The sequence below is a fragment of the Flavobacterium sp. RSP15 genome, from assembly GCF_003968755.1.
GTDB lineage: Bacteria > Bacteroidota > Bacteroidia > Flavobacteriales > Flavobacteriaceae > Flavobacterium.
Genome location: NZ_RYDL01000001.1, coordinates 360,480 through 377,637, shown reverse-complemented (window position 1 = coordinate 377,637; position 17,158 = coordinate 360,480). Strand labels below are relative to the sequence as shown.

The 17,158-nt window shown below is 34.2% G+C and carries 17 protein-coding genes and 1 pseudogene; 8 read left to right on the top strand and 10 right to left on the bottom strand.

The window, feature by feature from the left end:
• Positions 1–29: 29 nt before the first annotated feature.
• From EKM00_RS01660 to fahA, 8 genes are all read right to left on the bottom strand, one after another.
• Complete coding sequence (locus tag EKM00_RS01660) at positions 30–1,226, bottom strand: glutamate-5-semialdehyde dehydrogenase (protein ID WP_126515014.1); 1,197 nt, start codon at positions 1,224–1,226, stop codon at positions 30–32.
• Positions 1,227–1,311: 85 nt separating this feature from the next.
• The gene (locus EKM00_RS01655; RefSeq protein ID WP_126515013.1) at positions 1,312–2,448 is read right to left on the bottom strand and encodes an aspartate aminotransferase family protein; all 1,137 of its coding nucleotides are present in this window, start codon (positions 2,446–2,448) and stop codon (positions 1,312–1,314) included.
• A gap of 75 nt (positions 2,449–2,523) precedes the next feature.
• The gene (gene argC / locus EKM00_RS01650) at positions 2,524–3,501 is read right to left on the bottom strand and encodes an N-acetyl-gamma-glutamyl-phosphate reductase (protein ID WP_126515012.1); all 978 of its coding nucleotides are present in this window, start codon (positions 3,499–3,501) and stop codon (positions 2,524–2,526) included.
• Positions 3,494–4,687: an argininosuccinate synthase gene (locus EKM00_RS01645; protein WP_126515011.1), complete on the bottom strand. Its 1,194-nt coding sequence runs from the start codon at positions 4,685–4,687 to the stop codon at positions 3,494–3,496. Before EKM00_RS01645 ends, argC begins: the two co-directional genes overlap by 8 nt.
• Before the next feature lie 132 nt (positions 4,688–4,819).
• Positions 4,820–5,437: a GNAT family N-acetyltransferase gene (locus tag EKM00_RS01640; RefSeq protein ID WP_126515104.1), complete on the bottom strand. Its 618-nt coding sequence runs from the start codon at positions 5,435–5,437 to the stop codon at positions 4,820–4,822.
• Between the two features lie 471 nt (positions 5,438–5,908).
• Complete coding sequence (locus EKM00_RS15125; RefSeq protein WP_370453915.1) at positions 5,909–6,094, bottom strand: hypothetical protein; 186 nt, start codon at positions 6,092–6,094, stop codon at positions 5,909–5,911.
• 129 nt (positions 6,095–6,223) lie between these two features.
• Positions 6,224–6,421 (bottom strand): hypothetical protein, encoded by a 198-nt coding sequence (locus tag EKM00_RS15120; protein ID WP_370453914.1) that lies wholly within the window; start codon positions 6,419–6,421, stop codon positions 6,224–6,226.
• Between the two features lie 320 nt (positions 6,422–6,741).
• Positions 6,742–8,025: a fumarylacetoacetase gene (gene fahA, locus EKM00_RS01630; RefSeq protein WP_126452356.1), complete on the bottom strand. Its 1,284-nt coding sequence runs from the start codon at positions 8,023–8,025 to the stop codon at positions 6,742–6,744.
• Positions 8,026–8,134: 109 nt separating this feature from the next.
• On the opposite strand from fahA, the gene glyA reads away from it, so the two are divergent.
• From glyA to EKM00_RS01595, 7 genes are all read left to right on the top strand, one after another.
• A complete protein-coding gene (gene glyA / locus EKM00_RS01625; protein ID WP_126515010.1) occupies positions 8,135–9,409 on the top strand; it encodes a serine hydroxymethyltransferase in 1,275 nt (424 codons plus the stop codon).
• Between the two features lie 148 nt (positions 9,410–9,557).
• Positions 9,558–10,151: a tRNA-(ms[2]io[6]A)-hydroxylase gene (locus tag EKM00_RS01620; RefSeq protein WP_126452352.1), complete on the top strand. Its 594-nt coding sequence runs from the start codon at positions 9,558–9,560 to the stop codon at positions 10,149–10,151.
• A 195-nt stretch (positions 10,152–10,346) separates the two neighbouring features.
• Positions 10,347–10,907 (top strand): helix-turn-helix domain-containing protein, encoded by a 561-nt coding sequence (locus EKM00_RS01615; RefSeq protein ID WP_126452350.1) that lies wholly within the window; start codon positions 10,347–10,349, stop codon positions 10,905–10,907.
• A 29-nt stretch (positions 10,908–10,936) separates the two neighbouring features.
• Positions 10,937–11,389 (top strand): response regulator, encoded by a 453-nt coding sequence (locus EKM00_RS01610; protein ID WP_233592225.1) that lies wholly within the window; start codon positions 10,937–10,939, stop codon positions 11,387–11,389.
• A gap of 10 nt (positions 11,390–11,399) precedes the next feature.
• The gene (locus EKM00_RS01605) at positions 11,400–13,196 is read left to right on the top strand and encodes an ATP-binding protein (RefSeq protein WP_126515009.1); all 1,797 of its coding nucleotides are present in this window, start codon (positions 11,400–11,402) and stop codon (positions 13,194–13,196) included.
• Between the two features lie 20 nt (positions 13,197–13,216).
• Positions 13,217–13,714: a GNAT family N-acetyltransferase gene (locus EKM00_RS01600; RefSeq protein WP_126515008.1), complete on the top strand. Its 498-nt coding sequence runs from the start codon at positions 13,217–13,219 to the stop codon at positions 13,712–13,714.
• Between the two features lie 381 nt (positions 13,715–14,095).
• On the top strand, positions 14,096–14,281 hold the full coding sequence (locus EKM00_RS01595; RefSeq protein ID WP_126515007.1) for a hypothetical protein: 186 nt from the start codon (positions 14,096–14,098) through the stop codon (positions 14,279–14,281).
• A gap of 314 nt (positions 14,282–14,595) precedes the next feature.
• On the opposite strand, the gene EKM00_RS01590 is transcribed toward EKM00_RS01595, so the two are convergent.
• Positions 14,596–15,165, bottom strand: a complete 570-nt coding sequence (locus EKM00_RS01590; protein WP_126452342.1) for a pentapeptide repeat-containing protein — start codon at positions 15,163–15,165, stop codon at positions 14,596–14,598.
• Positions 15,166–15,265: 100 nt separating this feature from the next.
• Positions 15,266–15,700: pseudogene (locus EKM00_RS14865) on the bottom strand (DUF6526 family protein).
• 181 nt (positions 15,701–15,881) lie between these two features.
• Here EKM00_RS14865 and EKM00_RS01580 point away from each other — a divergent pair.
• Complete coding sequence (locus tag EKM00_RS01580) at positions 15,882–16,925, top strand: NAD(P)-dependent alcohol dehydrogenase (protein WP_126452340.1); 1,044 nt, start codon at positions 15,882–15,884, stop codon at positions 16,923–16,925.
• Positions 16,926–17,158: the final 233 nt, after the last annotated feature.

Sequence of the window (17,158 nt, the reverse complement as noted above, 5' to 3'; positions counted from 1 at the left end):
GACAAGTCGCAACTTGTCTCTACTAATTTTTACCTGATTTGTCCATTTCCGTAAATATACCACTTATTAGTAACTAGATGTTGCAAGCCCATTGGCCCACGTTGGTGTAATTTGTCCGTGCTTATCGCCAATTCGCCACCTAAACCAAACTGTCCTCCATCCGTGAATCGGGTAGAGGCGTTTTGATATACGGCCGCCGTATCTATATTTTCCATGAATTCCTGGGCAATTGCATCATTTTTTGTGATTATCGAAGCGGAATGTCCACCACAATATTTATTTATTTTGTCAATCGCTTCTTGATCCGAATTCGTTGTTCCAATAACAATTTTATAATCTAAAAACTCTTCATACCAAATTAAATCCGATTCAATCTGAGGAACAGCTGTTGCTCTGGAAATGCTTTCATCTCCCAAAATCGTAACGTTTCTTTGTTGTAATTCGGTAGTTATTTTTTTTGCAAAAGCTTCCCAGTTTTCAAGATTTGTATCAATTAAAACTTTATCCAAAGCATTGCAAACCGAAATATTTGAGGTTTTTCCGTTAATTATAATAGCAAGTGCTTGTTCTAAATCTGCATCAGCATTTACATACACAAAATTATTACCTCGACCACTAATTATTACGGGACAAGTAGCGTGTTTTTTTACAAAAGCGATTAAGTTCTCGCCACCACGAGGAACGATTAAGTCCACTTTTTGCGTTGGTTTTTCTAAAAACGTTTGTGTTTCTTCCCGATTGTAATTCAAATATTCCACCCATTCCTTTGATACATTGTTTGTTATTAAAGCCTGATGCCACAATTCCACAATTTTCAAGTTGGATTGCAAAGATTCTTTTCCGCCTTTCAATAGAATTTTATTTCCGGATTTAAAAGCGATTCCGCCAGCTTCAACAGTAACATCGGGTCTGGATTCATAAATAATCATTATGGTTCCAAAAGCCGCTGTTTTATTGATGATTTTCATTCCGTTTTCATGGTCGAAATTAAAACGTTCTACGCCAATAGGATCTTCCTGACTGGTTAATTGTTGCAGGGACAAAATCATACCGTCAATTTTGGCGTCATCAACGAGTAAACGTTTTTCCATAGCCAAATCATCCCCAGAATAATTATTGATATCCTGTTGATTCACCGTTTTAAGGTTGGCTCTTTCTAGTTCAAGAAGTTTAGCCATATGGCTTAAAACGGCATTTCGTTTTTCTATTGCTAATACGTGGTTCATTAGTTTTTGGTTTACTATTTTAAAAAAATATAAACATATAAGGCACCAAAGTTTAAGAGGTTAGATGACTTATATGTTTAAAAAATCATTTCAATTCTGCCAATGTTTCTTGTAAAGCTACAATAAAAGTATCAATTGCTTCTTTCTTGATTGTCAATGGAGGAAGGATTCTTAATAAGTTTTTATTGTTCGCATTTCCGGTAAAAATATGCTTGTCTATAATCATTTTTTTACGAAGTGCACTTACGTCAAAATCAAATTCTACTCCTAGCATTAATCCCCTTCCTTTTACTTGGATAACTTCAGGAACTTGTTTAATTGCTTCTAAAAAATAGGCGTAAACGTCATTTACATTATCCATTAATTTTTGGCTTTCAATCACATCCAAAACAGCAATTCCAGCGGCGCAAGCCAAATGGTTTCCACCGAAAGTAGTTCCCAATAATCCATAACTCGCTGTGAATTTTGGAGAAATCAAGATTCCGCCAATAGGAAATCCGTTACCCATTCCTTTGGCCAGACAAATAATATCTGCTTTGATATCATGATGTAGGTGTGCAAAAAACTTTCCGCTTCTTCCGTATCCTGATTGCACTTCATCCAAAATTAAAACGGCATCGTATGCTGCACATATTTTTTCTAAAGCCTGGAAAAATTCAGTTGTACCTTGGTCTAAACCTCCAACTCCTTGAATTCCTTCAATTATAACAGAAGAAACATCTCCTTTTTTTAGTTCGTTTTCTACCAACTCGATGCTATTCAATGGCAAAAAAGTAACGATTTGTTGTGCATTGATTGGAGCAATAATTTTTTTGTTATCTGTTACCGCAACTGCTGCCGAAGTTCTTCCGTGAAAAGAGTTATCAAAAGCGATTACTCTTGTTTTATTGTTGTGAAAAGAGGCTAATTTCAAAGCGTTTTCATTGGCTTCAGCTCCAGAACTGCACAAGAATAAATCGTAGTCTTCTAATCCGGAGAGTTTTCCTAATTTCTCTGCTAATTCTACTTGCAATGGATTCTGAATCGCATTCGAATAAAAACCAATATTATCCAATTGATTTTTTAATTTGGCAACATATTCCGGTTGGGTGTGTCCAATGGAAATTACCCCATGACCGCCATATAAATCTAAATATTCTACTCCTTTTTTATCTGTAATAGTGCAATCTAGTGCTTTTACAGGTGTGATGTTGTATAATGGGTAAACGTCAAATAAGTTCATTTTTTTTAAGTTTAATCGGTTAATTGGTTATTTGTTTAATCGATTAACCGAATTAACGATTAACCAAATAAACCTCTAGAAACCGCTTGGTTTCAAATGTAAACCTGTGGTTTCATCCAGTCCAAATAGTAGATTCATGTTTTGTACGGCTTGACCTGAGGCTCCTTTTGTCAAATTATCAATTACTGAAGTAATCAATAACCGGTTTCCTTTTTTCATTAAACTAATAATACATTTGTTTGTTTGAACTACTTGTTTCATGTTAATTTCAGTGGTTGTAACTGTTACAAAAGGGTGGTCTTTGTAAAAAGCTTCATATTTTGAAACTATATCTTCTAGACTTTCTTCGATTGTAGTGTATAATGTTGCGAAAATCCCTCTGGCAAAATCCCCTCTGTTGGGAACAAAAATCAATTCACTGGTATAATCCGCCTGCAATTGGTTGACACTTTGGTTTATTTCGCCTAAATGTTGGTGTTCAAAAGCTTTATAATGTGACATATTGTTAGATCTCCAACTAAAATGTGTTGTTGCCGAAGGCGAGACTCCAGCTCCCGTGCTTCCGGTTGTGGCATTGATATGAACATCAGTCGTAAGCATTTCATTTTTGGTCAATGGCAATAATGCTAGTTGAATTGCTGTCGCAAAACAACCTGGATTAGCGATAAATTGAGCGTTTTTGATAACCGCTTTATTCAATTCAGGCAAACCGTAAACAAAAGTTTTACTATCAAAAGCTGCATCTTTTGTTAATCTGAAATCATTTCCTAAATCGATAATTTTGGTATGACTCGCAAATTGATTGTTCTCTAAAAACGATTTTGATTTACCGTGTCCTAAACATAAGAAAACTACATTCACATTTGGATTTACAGTATCGGTAAAATTCATTTCGATATCACCCATTAAATCGTGATGCGCGACATGAAGTGGTTTTCCGGCGTTTGTCGTGCTGTAAACAAAATCAAGTGTAGCATTGGGATGAAACATCAATATTCTGATGAGTTCTCCCGCAGTGTAACCTGAACCGCCAATTATTCCAATATTAATCATGGGTTAGTTTGTTTACTGATGAAAATATGTTTTGGGCATTTCCCAGAATTTTTATAAATCCTTTGGCATCGTCTGAGGTCCATGCGTTGTTCATTTCTCCGTATTGACCAAACGTGGTATTCATTAAATCATTTTCAGATTCAATACCGTCCAATGTAAAGTGATATGGTTTTAGAGAAACGATAACAGTTCCGTTAACTGTGGTTTGGGTATCTTCCAGAAATGCCTCGATGTTTCTCATCACAGGATCTAGAAATTGTCCTTCATGAAACAACATTCCGTACCAGTTTCCCAGTTGTTCTTTCCAGTATTGTTGCCATTTACCTAGCGTATGTTTCTCTAACAAATGGTGTGCTTTGATGATGATTAAAGGTGCAGCGGCTTCAAAACCAACTCTTCCTTTAATTCCGATAATGGTGTCGCCCACGTGCGTGTCTCTACCTATAGCATATGCATTTGCCAGTTTTTCTAAGGCAACGATGTTTTTTGTTGGGGTATCCAATGTCCCGTTGATGCCTACTAATTGTCCTTTTTCAAATTGTAGAGTCACTTTTTCTTCTCCAGTTTTTTGCAGTTGAGAAGGGTACGCTTCACTTGGCAAAGTTTGATTTGAGGTCAATGTTTCTTTACCACCTACGCTGGTTCCCCATAATCCTTTATTAATGGAATATTGTGCTTTTTCCCAAGAATAATGAACTCCATTTTTAGCCAAGTAATCAACTTCTTCTTGTCTTGATAATTTTAAATCTCTAATAGGAGTTATGATTTCAATTTCGGGAGCAATGGTTTGGAAAATTAAATCAAAACGGATTTGATCATTTCCTGCACCAGTACTTCCGTGGGCAATCGCTTCGGCACCCACAGATTTTGCATATTTAATCGCTTCAATTGCTTGAAAAACACGTTCGGCACTCACTGATAATGGATAGGTATTGTTTTTTAATACATTTCCATAAATCAAATATTTAATGGCTTTGTCATAATATTTATCAACGATGGTAAGATTTGCATGTTGCGCACTTCCTAATTCGTAGGCTCTTTCTTCAATAGCAGCTAGTTCGGCATCATCAAATCCGCCTGTATTTATAAGAACGGTATGAACTTCATATCCTTTTTCGTTTTTTAAATATTTTAGGCAATATGAGGTATCTAATCCTCCGCTAAAAGCTAATACAACTTTTTTCATAATTATTGTTTTTTCTTCCCCCCAGCCCCTCCGAAGGCGGGGAAGCCGAAACTGGCAAAGGGGAATTTTTTGTTATGATTATTTTATTTTTCTCTTCGGCTCCTTCCCCTTCGGGGAGGGCTGGGGAGGGGATTATTTTTTTAAGAAAAGCGCTTGTTTAATTGATTTTAATCTATTGAGAACTCTTATGTTAAATGGATGTTTTGGCGGATGTTTTAGCTTTTCTTTTGGATCAAACAACATTCCGGTGCATAAACACATTTTGTTGTCTTTACTTTTTAGAATTTCATAATTGGTACAGGTTTTACAACCGGCCCAAAAGGTAGGGTCAGTCGTCAATTCCGAAAAGGGAACTGGTTTGTAACCTAAATCAGAATTGATTTTCATAACGGCTAGTCCAGTTGTAATTCCGAATATTTTGGCATTCGGATATTTCTCTAAAGAATAGTCAAAAACAAATGATTTTATTTTTTTTGCCAAACCTAAATTTCTATATTCAGGATGAACAATTAATCCCGAATGGGCCACATATTTACCGTGTTCCCAACTTTCGATATAACAAAAACCAGCAAATTTTCCATCGATTAATGCGATAACAGCATCTTTGTTTTCCATTTTTTTTTGGATGTATTCAGGAGTTCTTTTAGCAATTCCTGTGCCTCTCAATAGTGCGGATAATTCTATGGTTTCGCATATTTCCTGCGAATACTTATAATGTTCTTCCTGAGTTGTTATGATAGAAATGTTCATTTCAAAAGCTGGATTTTGAGTTATAAAATGATTTAGGGGTCTTTTTTGAAATGCATTTTTTCTAAAATCTATTATTTTATCAAAACGGTTCAGGGCAGTACGATAAAATGGATTAAAGTACACTAATGATGCCTTAGTTTTAATTTGTGGATAGATTGATCCAGTGGAAAATGGCGATGATTTCAAAACAAAAAAATAAAATGAATAAAGATACGAAACAGCTTTTGGGTACTATATTGATAGTATCCGTACTTCGGGAGAAGTAGAACGACTGTTTGTCCGTAACAAAGAAATGATATGTAAACTTAATTTATTCATTAGTACAAAAGTACACATATTTTGATAACACAGCGCTAATTTTGTCTTTTGTAACAAAATTTTAATGGATTGTTGTTTTTTTTTAATCCAAGAAAAACGCATTTACAGGTATAAGTGTCAAGGCGTTTATCGAATCGTAAAGTCCTGAGAACATCAGTTTCTAAACTCGTTTTGGTTGATGATTTCTCTAATTTTAGGTTTTAAATCTTTTCCGGTATCATAAACCATTTGTTCGCTACTAGGAAAAGGAATTGGACTTCTGTCAAAATAAGAATAATTATCATCAGTGGCGAGTCGGTCTCCTTTGTAAGAGGCATTTATAGTTTTGAGGTTATCCACCGTAACCACTTTTCCTTTTTAGTCTAAAACTTCTTTCCCAGTAGTATCAATCAGTTTCTTGACACCGTCTTTGATGATGCGTTATTTTACAATTTCTCTTTCTTTAATTTGTGCTGACGAAATATAAATTTATCTAAAATGGATTGCCATTCCATAATCATACCCAATTCCTTTTTGTTTGTTGCTGAGGTAATCAGTCCATTTAGTGTTTAATTCCAATGTGCTGAAGTCCAACAAATCATTTTGAAGACGAACCGGAATAATCATATTTGTTTCGTTTTTAGTGTAAACCGAAACATAATCAAAACCTTTAAAATTTAGCATCATCTAGCAGGTAAACATATTCCTGCTTGCTTTTTTTGCCTTTATTGGTATTCAAATTCGAAATCGCATTATCAATTGCCTGATCGTAATTTCCGGAGCTTAACAAGTTTTGGGTTTGCTTTACGATACGTGAAGAGAGTAGTACAAAAAAAGAGAATAAAAAGATGATTTTTTTCCTGTGGTTTAGTATTAAATAATGGTGTTGTTCCGGCAGTTTATTTTAAGCGGTTTTTTTGGTTTTTAGTTTAAAGCTTAAAAAAAAGCTATAAAAAACCCAACAAAAAGCGTACAATTGTTAGGTTTTTGATAGAGTATTTTATTTTTTATTTGCGAACAAAAGGAGGGAGCAGTTTGCTGGAAACTTCACCAAAGCCAATACGTACTCGTCCGTTTAGACAATATCCTTTCATAATAACAGTATCATTATCATTAATGAATTTACGTTCAGTTCCATCCTTTAACTTGATGGGATTTTTTCCGCCCCATGATAGTTCTAACATGGAACCGTAACTGTCTGGTGTAGGGCCCGAAATGGTGCCTGAACCCATCATGTCGCCAGAATTTACTCGGCAACCATTAGAGGTATGGTGTGCTAATTGCTGGCTCATGGTCCAATACATATATTTGAAATTCGAACGTGAAATCACAGTTGCTTCTGATTTTTCAGGTTGAATGGCTACTTCTAAATTAATGTCAAAAGAATGTTTTCCTTTTTGTTGCAGATAGGGAAGTGGCGTTGGTTCTTGTTTGGGTCCCCTTGTTCTAAAGGGTTCCAAAGCATCCATGGTAACAATCCAGGGTGAAATAGAAGTGGCAAAGTTTTTTGCTAAAAAGGGGCCTAGCGGCACGTATTCCCATTTTTGAATATCACGAGCACTCCAATCATTCAATAAAACCATTCCGAAAATATAATCTTCTGCTTCGCTTACAGAAATATTCTCTCCCATAATATTAACATCTGTTGTTATAAAAGCGGTTTCGAGTTCAAAATCAACAGACCGGGAAGAACCAAAAACTGGTGTGGTTTCCCCAGTAGGTAAAGTTTGTCCCATAGGCCTGTGCACAGGTATTCCAGAAGGAACGATCGTAGAACTTCTGCCGTGATATCCAACAGGAATATGAAGCCAATTGGGAAGTAATGCATTTTCAGGGTCGCGAAACATCTTCCCGACATTTGTGGCATGTTCTTTACTGGAGTAAAAGTCCGTGTAATCACCAATTAAAACGGGCAACTGCATTTCGACATCTTCCATTTTAAAAATTACAATATCACGGTCTTTTGGATTGTCTTGTAATTTTGAATTGGTTATATCGAAAAGCTCCGCAATTCGGTTTCGTACTAAACGCCATGTTTTTTGACCATCAGATATAAAATCATTCAAGGTATCCTGCATGAACATATCATCGGTCAGTTCTATCCCTTCAAAATAATTTAATTGTTGTAAAGCTCCCAAATCGATTGCAAAATCTCCAATTCTAGTTCCAACTGTTACGATGTTTTCTTTGGTTAAAAAAACACCAAAAGGAATATTTTGAATGGGAAAATCATTATTGAATGGTACTTCTAGCCAGGACTTTCTATTGGTATCGTTAGCTGTTATCGGCATATTTTGTTAATTATTTTGTTAAAAAATTACTCATCAAATATATTATAATCTAACTATTAACCAAACGTTTTTTTGTATTTTTGCATCAAAATTAACGAAAATCAAAGAAATGCAACGCGACGAACAAATTTTCGACCTTATTCTGGAAGAACAAGAAAGACAAATTCACGGATTAGAACTTATCGCTTCGGAAAACTTCGTAAGTGATGAAGTAATGGAAGCAGCTGGGTCTGTTTTAACTAACAAATATGCTGAAGGGTATCCCGGCAAAAGATACTACGGCGGTTGTGAAGTAGTTGATGTTGTGGAACAAATTGCTATTGATCGAGCTAAAGAATTATTTGGTGCTGCATATGCAAATGTACAGCCACATTCTGGTTCTCAAGCCAATACAGCGGTTTACCACGCTTGTATTAAACCAGGAGATAAAATTTTAGGTTTTGACTTGTCTCATGGTGGGCACTTAACGCATGGTTCTCCTGTAAACTTCTCTGGTCGTTTGTATACTCCGTCTTTTTATGGTGTTGACAAAGAAACGGGACGGTTAAATTACGATAAGATTCAAGAAATAGCCACTAAAGAGCAACCAAAACTAATCATTGCAGGCGCTTCGGCTTATTCTCGTGATATGGATTTTGAGCGATTCAGAGTAATTGCTGATAGTGTTGGCGCTATTTTATTGGCAGATATTTCTCACCCTGCTGGGCTAATCGCCAAAGGCTTGATGAATGATCCATTGCCCCATTGCCATATTGTAACTACCACAACTCACAAAACATTGCGTGGCCCTCGTGGAGGATTAATTTTGATGGGTAAAGATTTCGAAAATCCATTTGGTTTAACCACTCCAAAAGGAGAAATCAGAATGATGTCTTCCTTATTAGACTTGGCCGTTTTCCCAGGAAATCAAGGTGGTCCGTTAATGCATATTATTGCTGCAAAAGCAGTCGCGTTTGGCGAAGCTTTGAAAGATGAATTTTTTACCTATGCGTTACAATTGCAAAAAAATGCTAATGCTATGGCTGATGCTTTTGTAAAAAGAGGGTACGAAATTATTTCTGGCGGCACAGACAATCACATGATGCTTATTGATTTAAGAAATAAAAATATTTCTGGAAAAGATGCTGAAAATGCATTGGTAAAAGCAGAAATTACTGTGAATAAAAACATGGTACCTTTTGATGATAAATCACCATTTGTAACCTCAGGTATTCGTGTAGGAACGCCAGCTATTACCACTCGTGGTCTGGTTGAGGAAGATATGGAAACCATTGTGGCATTAATAGACCGGGTATTAATGAACCATACGGATGAAAACATTATCGAAGAAGTAGCCAATAAAGTAAACGAAATGATGAGCGAAAGAGCTATCTTCGTATACTAAAAAATACGTCTTAAAGTTTTTAAAGTCGAAAGTCGAAAGTCCTTGATTAGAATTTAATATTCTGTCTTAGTTTTTGACTTTCGGCTTTATGACTTTCTAACTTTATGACTTTCTAACTTTAAGACTTTCTAACTTTAAGACTAAAAAAATGTCCGTACTACGATTAAAATTACCAACAGATCCCAGATGGGTCAATATTGTAGAAAAAAATATTGAGGAAATCCTCACAGATCACGCTTGGTGCGAACAGAAAGCAGCCACAAATGCGATCACAATAATCACCAATAACTCCGAGCATCAGGATCTAGTGAAGGATTTATTGGCTTTGGCCAAAGAAGAAATTGATCATTTTGAGCAAGTACATAACATTATCATCAAACGCGGCCTAAAGTTGGGACGCGAGCGTAAGGATGATTATGTCAATGAACTGTATCTGTACATGAAAAAAAACGCTACCGGAAACAGGATTTCTGCTTTAGTGGAACGGTTATTGTTTTCAGCTATGATAGAGGCCAGAAGCTGTGAGCGTTTCAAGGTGCTTTCAGAGAATATCAACGATGAAGAATTAGCTGTTTTTTATAGGAATTTAATGGAAAGTGAAGCAGGACATTATACCACTTTTATAACCTATGCACGTAAATATGGGGTAGGAATCGATGTTGAAAAACGATGGAGAGAATGGTTGGAATTTGAGGAAAATGTTATAACAAATTATGGAAATAGTGAAACAATCCATGGATAAAATCTATTTTTGTGTTTATATTTTTATTGTAAATAAATTTATATTCGCGTAATTACACTAGTAATCAGTAATTTGTGTTTTATTTCTTTTTAAAGAGTGCTGTTTTAATTCTAAACTACTTTTTTTTGCTGTAAATTCATATTTTTTGATTTATATTTATGTTTTTAAATTTAATTCTAACAATTATCTATTGCTATGAAGCTCAATTTTAATTATGATGGAAACATAGCTTGCAGGGCTATATTGCAAGAGCAATTAGAAAAATTAGAGATTAATTATCAACTTTTAGACTTAGGGCAAATTGAAATTGTGGATGCTATTTCAGAAGAGGATTTGAACGCACTTCAGGATGTTTTAAAAAAATATGGGATTCAAATTATCAATAATCCAAAAGCACAATTAATTCAAAAAATTAAAGATGCTATTATAGAAATAGTGTACGATAAAGATAAATTTCCGGACGTAACGATATCTCAATATTTAGCAGACAAACTGAACTTCAGATACGGTTATATCACTAATGTTTTTTCTGAATATACCCATACCTCTATTGAGAATTTTATTATTATTCAAAAGATTGAAAGAGCAAAAAAATTAATAATTGAAGAGAAACTGACTTTAACGGAGATTTCGTATGAGTTAAACTATAGCAGTGTAGCCTATTTGTCTACGCAATTTAAAAAAGTAACCGGATTAACTCCTTCCTTGTTTAAAAGAATTGTAGGTAAAAGAAGGAAATTATCAAACAAAGAATAAATAAAATTTAAAAAATAATTCCCTATTTTATGATTGCACACCAAGATTCAATGCATATTCTTCTGGCTGATGATGATGAAGATGATCGCACTTTTTTTAGTGAAGCTTTGCAAGAACTCAAAATGAATAATGATTTAACGCTGTTTAAAGATGGTAAAGACCTGATGGATTATTTAGAAAATCCATTAAGTAAGTTGCCCCATGTTTTATTTCTGGATTTGAATATGCCCGGAAAAACAGGACTGGATTGTTTGAATGAGATTAGAGCCAACAGCCGCTTTAAAGAGGTTTCAATTGCGATATATTCTACTTCTTCCTCAGAGAAAGATATTGAAGATACTTTTATTAAAGGAGCCAATATTTATATTAAAAAGCCAAATGACTTTATAAAGTTGAAAAAAGTAATCAAGGAAGTAGTACACATGAATTGGCAATTTCATTCTTCAGGACTCAACATAGAAACTTTTTTCTTTAGCATATAAAAAAGAATAAATGAAAATTTTAACAATCTATAAAAATTCTCAAGTATTTAAAATAGCTTTGACCATCGCAATCGTTGTGGTTTGTTATATTGCATCGATGTTTTATTCTCAAATGGAAAAACTGGATTCAACAGTTGAATTAATTGCAAATTCAAATGAAACCCAAATCGAATTAGAGAAACTTTTGTCTATTATCAGTATTTACGAAACGAGTTTGCGGAGTTTCATCATAACAAAAGAGGACAGCTATATTGAAAATCGGTTTTTGAGCAGAGGAAAAATAGAGGAAAGCATCAAAAAGTTAAAAGAGTTGACCGCTAATAACGCTTTGAGAAATAAAGATATTGAACAGCTCGAAAAAATCATCGATTACCGCTTTAAGTTATTCAGACAAACCTACATTATTGCTAAAAGTAAAAATTCCGGCCCGATTGATTTAAATGCAAAGTTACTCGAAAGTAGTAAAGTCACTGAAGAAATGAAATCCTTTGTGACTGAAATTATATTTTCGGAAAGTAGAAAAACAAAATTTCAAAATGATAACCATCAATTTGAATTGCAGGACTCCTTAATTACGGCTTTTCTATTAGTCATCCTCTCGCTTTTGATTTTATTGCTTTCCTTTCAAAAAATGAATGTTGATATTGACGAACTCAAAAAAGCAAATGACGCCTTAAATTTACTAAACGAATCTTACAACGCTGCAGAAAAAACAGCAGGTTTTGGACATTGGATGGTTAATATAGAAACAAAAAAGTATACTTTTTCAGATAATTTATTCCGTTTAATGGGAGTTGAGCCTAAAGCTTTCGAACCTAATATAGAAAATTCGATTCCATACATACATCCCGATGATTTAGAATATGTAACTAAAGTACACCAGGATTCTTTGATAAACCACCAGTCGACCTCTATGATATTCCGGTTTTTAACACCAAGCGGTGATGTCAAATATATTATGGGTGTTGGAAGTTTTACTACTAATGGAAAAGGAGATTTAATAAAAATTGGAGTAAATTATGACATCACTAATCAGTATAAAAAGACACTTGAATTAGAAGAAAATAATAAAGAACTAAAATATATTAATACAGAACTGGAAGCTTTTAATAACATTGTAAGTCATGATTTGCAAGAACCGCTTCGTAAGATTCAAATGTTCATTTCCAGACTGGAAGAAAAAGAATTGGACTTGATTTCAAGACAAGGGAAGGAATATTTTTCTAAAGTACGTGTGGCAGCTAACAGAATGCAAACGTTATTAATTGATTTAGTCAATTATTCCAGAACCATAAAAGGCGATAAAGTTTTTGTAACAACGGATTTGAATGTAGTTTTGGGCGAAATACTCCAGGATTTATCATCAAACATTGAAGAGAAAAAAGCCGAAATTCAAATAGGTAAATTACCAACCATTACCGCAATACCTTTTCAAATTAAACAGCTCTTCATAAATTTGATTTCCAATTCACTTAAATACAGTAAGGAAGATAGTGCTCCTGAAATCAGTGTCACCTCGAAAAACATTACGGATAAAGAAGTCCGTGAGTATAAAATAAGCAATAAAGAGGATTATTATAAGATTGTTGTTACTGATAACGGAATAGGCTTCAAACAGGAATATGCCGAAAAAATATTTCTTTTGTTCAAGCGCTTGGAAACTGATTCTAAATATTCAGGAACCGGACTGGGACTGGCTATTTGCAGCAGAATTTTAGACAACCACAATGGTTTTATACAAGTAAAAGGAAAGCCAAATGTAGGAGCTAAATTTTATATTTTTATTCCAAAAACCGATGTGATTTAATTATATTACTAAAAAACAGAATGGTAACAATAGCAGAAGCTACTACGAAAGATTTAAAAACCATTCAGGAGATTGCCTATAAAACTTGGCCTCAAACCTATGGAGCCATATTGTCAAAAGAGCAGATTGACTATATGCTTGAACTCTTTTATTCAGAGCACACATTACTTGAAAATTTGATCCAAAAAGGACATCGTTTTCTTTTGGTACATCAGGATGAATTTTGCCTTGGTTTTGCCTCCTATTCACACAATTATTTAGATCAAAACCTAACGCGGCTGCACAAGATTTATTTGCTTCCTGAAGCACAGGGAAAAGGAGCAGGGAAGTTACTGATTGATACAATTGAAAATTTGGCTAGAGAAAATAATTCGGTTGCGGTCTCTTTGAACGTAAATAAATTCAACAACGCATTGTCTTTTTATAAAAAAATAGGGTTTGAAATTGTTGCCGAAGAAGATATTGAACTAGAATTCGGGTATAAAATGGAAGACTACAGAATGGAAAAAAAGCTCTAATCACCACAGATTGCTTATTGAACAACGCTTTTTAGTTGATAATTTGCGATAAGCAATAATGGTCTTTCAAAATAGATATTGTCGTTTATTTATAGAACTAATTTGCAACAACTTTAAAGTTAAATAAGAAGCGAAATGGGTTTGAATTTACCATCCATATTTAATGTATTAGTGATCACTTGGCTTCTTGTTCTAAAAATAAAGTAGCAGCAATTAAACCCTCAGTAGCAGAAGTTATGGAAATTGTGCACGCATCGGGAGTTATAAAAGCAGATGGATAGTACACGGTTTATGCTACCGTAAATGATACACTGCAAAAAGTAATTAGTATCGCCGGACGACCTATCAATAAAGGGTATTCACTATTTGAACTAAGAGGTGATGAAGTACAACAGAATAATTCATAACGAACTTAGTACGGGGGAAACCGACAAAGAATTAGCAGTAATCCGAAATGAAAAAATTGGTTATATGCTTCAGTTTCATTACTTATTGGCAGAATATAATGTGTTGAAAAATGTAATGCTTCCGGGGATGAAATTAGCCAAAGATACAGATACAGCATAAGAGCATTACGCTATGGAACATTTGAAAACACTGAACATGGAAGACCAAGCTTTGAAAATGCCTAATCAATTAAGTAGTGGATAGAAGTAGCGCGTGGCAATTGCACGTGCTTTGATGAATGATCCGTTCATTATAATAGGGATGAGCCTACAGGGAATTTAGACAAGAAAAACAGTGACTTGGTTTTTGATGTTTTCAATAAATTGACTCAGGAGAAAAATCAAACTTTATTGGTGGTTACCTACGATACTGATTTTGCCCAATAAATTAATAGAATCATTACTATAGAATACGGAATAATAATTTTATAATTACTACTTAACTATGATTTCATGTTTGTATAGCAATCCCTTCACACCTTCTAAAGCGAAAATGGCTTTTTTTAATTTTGTAGTTTGGGGATCAATTGTATAATTATAGCTGGTTCTAAAATCAGCTTTATTGGCAATTGCTTTTGCAAACTCAGAACGGTATAAATCGCAGTTTTCAAAAACAACTGTGGTCAAATCAGTGCTCATAAAATCGACTGCAATAAGACTGCAATTGGAGAAGGAGGTTCCTTTTATATTTAACGTATAAAATTTAGAGAAATCCAAAATACAATCCTTAAAAGCGATTTCGAAAATTAATTTATCGCACATGGCAAAATTGACATCTTTGATTTCACACCGATTAAAAGTTACGGTTCTAAAGGCAACATAATTTATTTTGGCATTACTAAAAGTGCAATCATTGAAGGTGCAATCAATGAAAGTAACCGCCACAAAAACGCATTGGGAGAAATTACAATTGGTAAAAGTACAGCATTCAAATTCCTTAAAATTGACTTCTTTTTCCTCGTAAGTAATGTATTTGTATTCAGTATCTAGATAATATTCTGCCATTTTAGGTTTTGAATTCAGTTTTATTGTTTTCTTTTCACCACAAAGAAACAAAATTCGAAATTGTTAGATTGGATAAATTAGTCTTATTATTTTTAGAATTTTAAACTCTTTTATCAGCCGCTTTCCAGTGCCTGGTCGTTTTTTTAATTTCCTTTGCCGAAAGATTTTCATTCTGTGCTCTTTGTGTTAACGCTGGAAATTAATAATCTGAGACAAAATGCAACGCAAACAGTTGATAGATATTTAATTGAAATTCAAAATCTTCCAATCTTTTTTCAGTAAAAGAAAAATAACGGTACCGAAGTTCTAAATGGACAGTTCGGTTTTGTAAGGTCAACGCATAATGTTAGCGCAACATAAAGGTTAAGCAAAAAAGCATTACAAAGAGTGCACTAATAAATATTCATATTAAAGAATCTTTTTTGGTACAACTAAAATAAATACCGAAGGCCAGCAATGTCATGATTATTGGATAGTAACCAAAATGATAAGGCCGATAGTATCGAGTGTGATTTTTATAAGATTGTGCTTTGATGGATGTCGATTAAAAAAACTTAAAAATAAATAAAACTATCGACTTAAAGCATTATTGGCTATCCAATTACTACAAGGTATTCTTTTCTGGAGGAGACATTTATAATTTCTTTCGATTTATTTAACATTTTGACAACTTATTTTTCAAGATAAATTTAATAATTTTAATGAAAATAAAGAAAATGATAGCTACAAAAGGATACGCAGTTCAAGATGCCAAGACAGATTTAGCACCTTGGGATTTCGAAAGAAGAGAAGTAGGACCACATGACGTACAATTCGACATTGAGTTTTGTGGCGTTTGTCACAGTGATTTGCACCAAATCAAAGACGATTGGGGAGGATCGATCTACCCAATGGTTCCGGGACATGAGATTGTAGGTAAAGTGGTAAAGGTAGGAAGCCACGTAAAGAAGTTTAAAATAGGGGACATAGCAGGGACAGGTTGCCTAGTAGACTCTTGTAAAAGTTGTGAAAACTGTAAAGAGGGATTAGAGCAATTTTGTTTGAAAGGAAGAACAGACACCTATAATGCTTTGGGACAAGACGGAAAAACACCTACTTATGGTGGGTATTCGAACACCATTGTAGTACACGAAGATTTTGTTTTGCAAGTTTCAGATAAATTGCCTTTGGCTGCTGTAGCGCCTTTATTATGTGCCGGAATCACAACCTATTCTCCATTGAGACATTGGAAAGTTGGGAAAGGGCATAAATTAGCCGTTCTTGGTTTGGGAGGTTTGGGACATATGGCGGTTAAATTTGGAGTTTCTTTTGGAGCTGAAGTTACCGTTTTAAGTACATCAGCAAATAAAGAAGCCGATGCCAGAAAATTAGGAGCACATAATTTTATCGTTACTAAAGATGCTAAACAACTCGAAAGTGTAGCTGGTTCTTTTGACTTTATTCTGGATACTGTTTCTGCGCCACACGACTTAAATTTGTATTTGTCATTATTGAGAGTAAACGGCGTGCATATTTGTGTGGGCGTACCACCAACACCTTATGAAATTCAAGCTTTTAGTCTCATAGGCGGACGAAGAAGTCTTGCAGGTTCACTTATAGGAGGCTTGCCTGAAACTCAGGAAATGTTAGATTATTGTGCGGAACATGATATTGTTTCTGAAATAGAAATGATTGATATCAAAAATATACATGAAGCGTATGACCGAATGACAAAGGGAGATGTCCGGTATCGTTTTGTAATCGACATGGCTACTTTGTAAAAATAAGTTAAAAAAAAAGCCGCTAAAAAACCGATATATTTCGGTTTTTTAGCGGCTTTTTTTTGTGTAATTACGGGGTGAGGCTTATAAAAGAGCACTTGGTGAGATATTTGTTTTTTTAGATATTAAAGGATTTTTTGAAAGCAGAATTTTATATTTCATCTATTTATTTTAGTTTATTACTTTTTTTTTTAAAAATATCGGTTAATAGTAGTTGTTTTAATTTATTAAAA

Coding starts and splice junctions, on each gene's coding strand:
- EKM00_RS01660 (WP_126515014.1), bottom strand. CDS start 1,226: ATGAACCACGTATTAGCAATAGAAAAACGAAATGCCGTTTTAAGCCAT.
- EKM00_RS01655 (WP_126515013.1), bottom strand. CDS start 2,448: ATGAACTTATTTGACGTTTACCCATTATACAACATCACACCTGTAAAA.
- argC (WP_126515012.1), bottom strand. CDS start 3,501: ATGATTAATATTGGAATAATTGGCGGTTCAGGTTACACTGCGGGAGAA.
- EKM00_RS01645 (WP_126515011.1), bottom strand. CDS start 4,687: ATGAAAAAAGTTGTATTAGCTTTTAGCGGAGGATTAGATACCTCATAT.
- EKM00_RS01640 (WP_126515104.1), bottom strand. CDS start 5,437: ATGAACATTTCTATCATAACAACTCAGGAAGAACATTATAAGTATTCG.
- EKM00_RS15120 (WP_370453914.1), bottom strand. CDS start 6,421: ATGATGCTAAATTTTAAAGGTTTTGATTATGTTTCGGTTTACACTAAA.
- fahA (WP_126452356.1), bottom strand. CDS start 8,025: ATGCCGATAACAGCTAACGATACCAATAGAAAGTCCTGGCTAGAAGTA.
- glyA (WP_126515010.1), top strand. CDS start 8,135: ATGCAACGCGACGAACAAATTTTCGACCTTATTCTGGAAGAACAAGAA.
- EKM00_RS01620 (WP_126452352.1), top strand. CDS start 9,558: ATGTCCGTACTACGATTAAAATTACCAACAGATCCCAGATGGGTCAAT.
- EKM00_RS01615 (WP_126452350.1), top strand. CDS start 10,347: ATGAAGCTCAATTTTAATTATGATGGAAACATAGCTTGCAGGGCTATA.
- EKM00_RS01610 (WP_233592225.1), top strand. CDS start 10,937: ATGATTGCACACCAAGATTCAATGCATATTCTTCTGGCTGATGATGAT.
- EKM00_RS01605 (WP_126515009.1), top strand. CDS start 11,400: ATGAAAATTTTAACAATCTATAAAAATTCTCAAGTATTTAAAATAGCT.
- EKM00_RS01600 (WP_126515008.1), top strand. CDS start 13,217: ATGGTAACAATAGCAGAAGCTACTACGAAAGATTTAAAAACCATTCAG.
- EKM00_RS01595 (WP_126515007.1), top strand. CDS start 14,096: ATGAAGTACAACAGAATAATTCATAACGAACTTAGTACGGGGGAAACC.
- EKM00_RS01590 (WP_126452342.1), bottom strand. CDS start 15,165: ATGGCAGAATATTATCTAGATACTGAATACAAATACATTACTTACGAG.
- EKM00_RS01580 (WP_126452340.1), top strand. CDS start 15,882: ATGATAGCTACAAAAGGATACGCAGTTCAAGATGCCAAGACAGATTTA.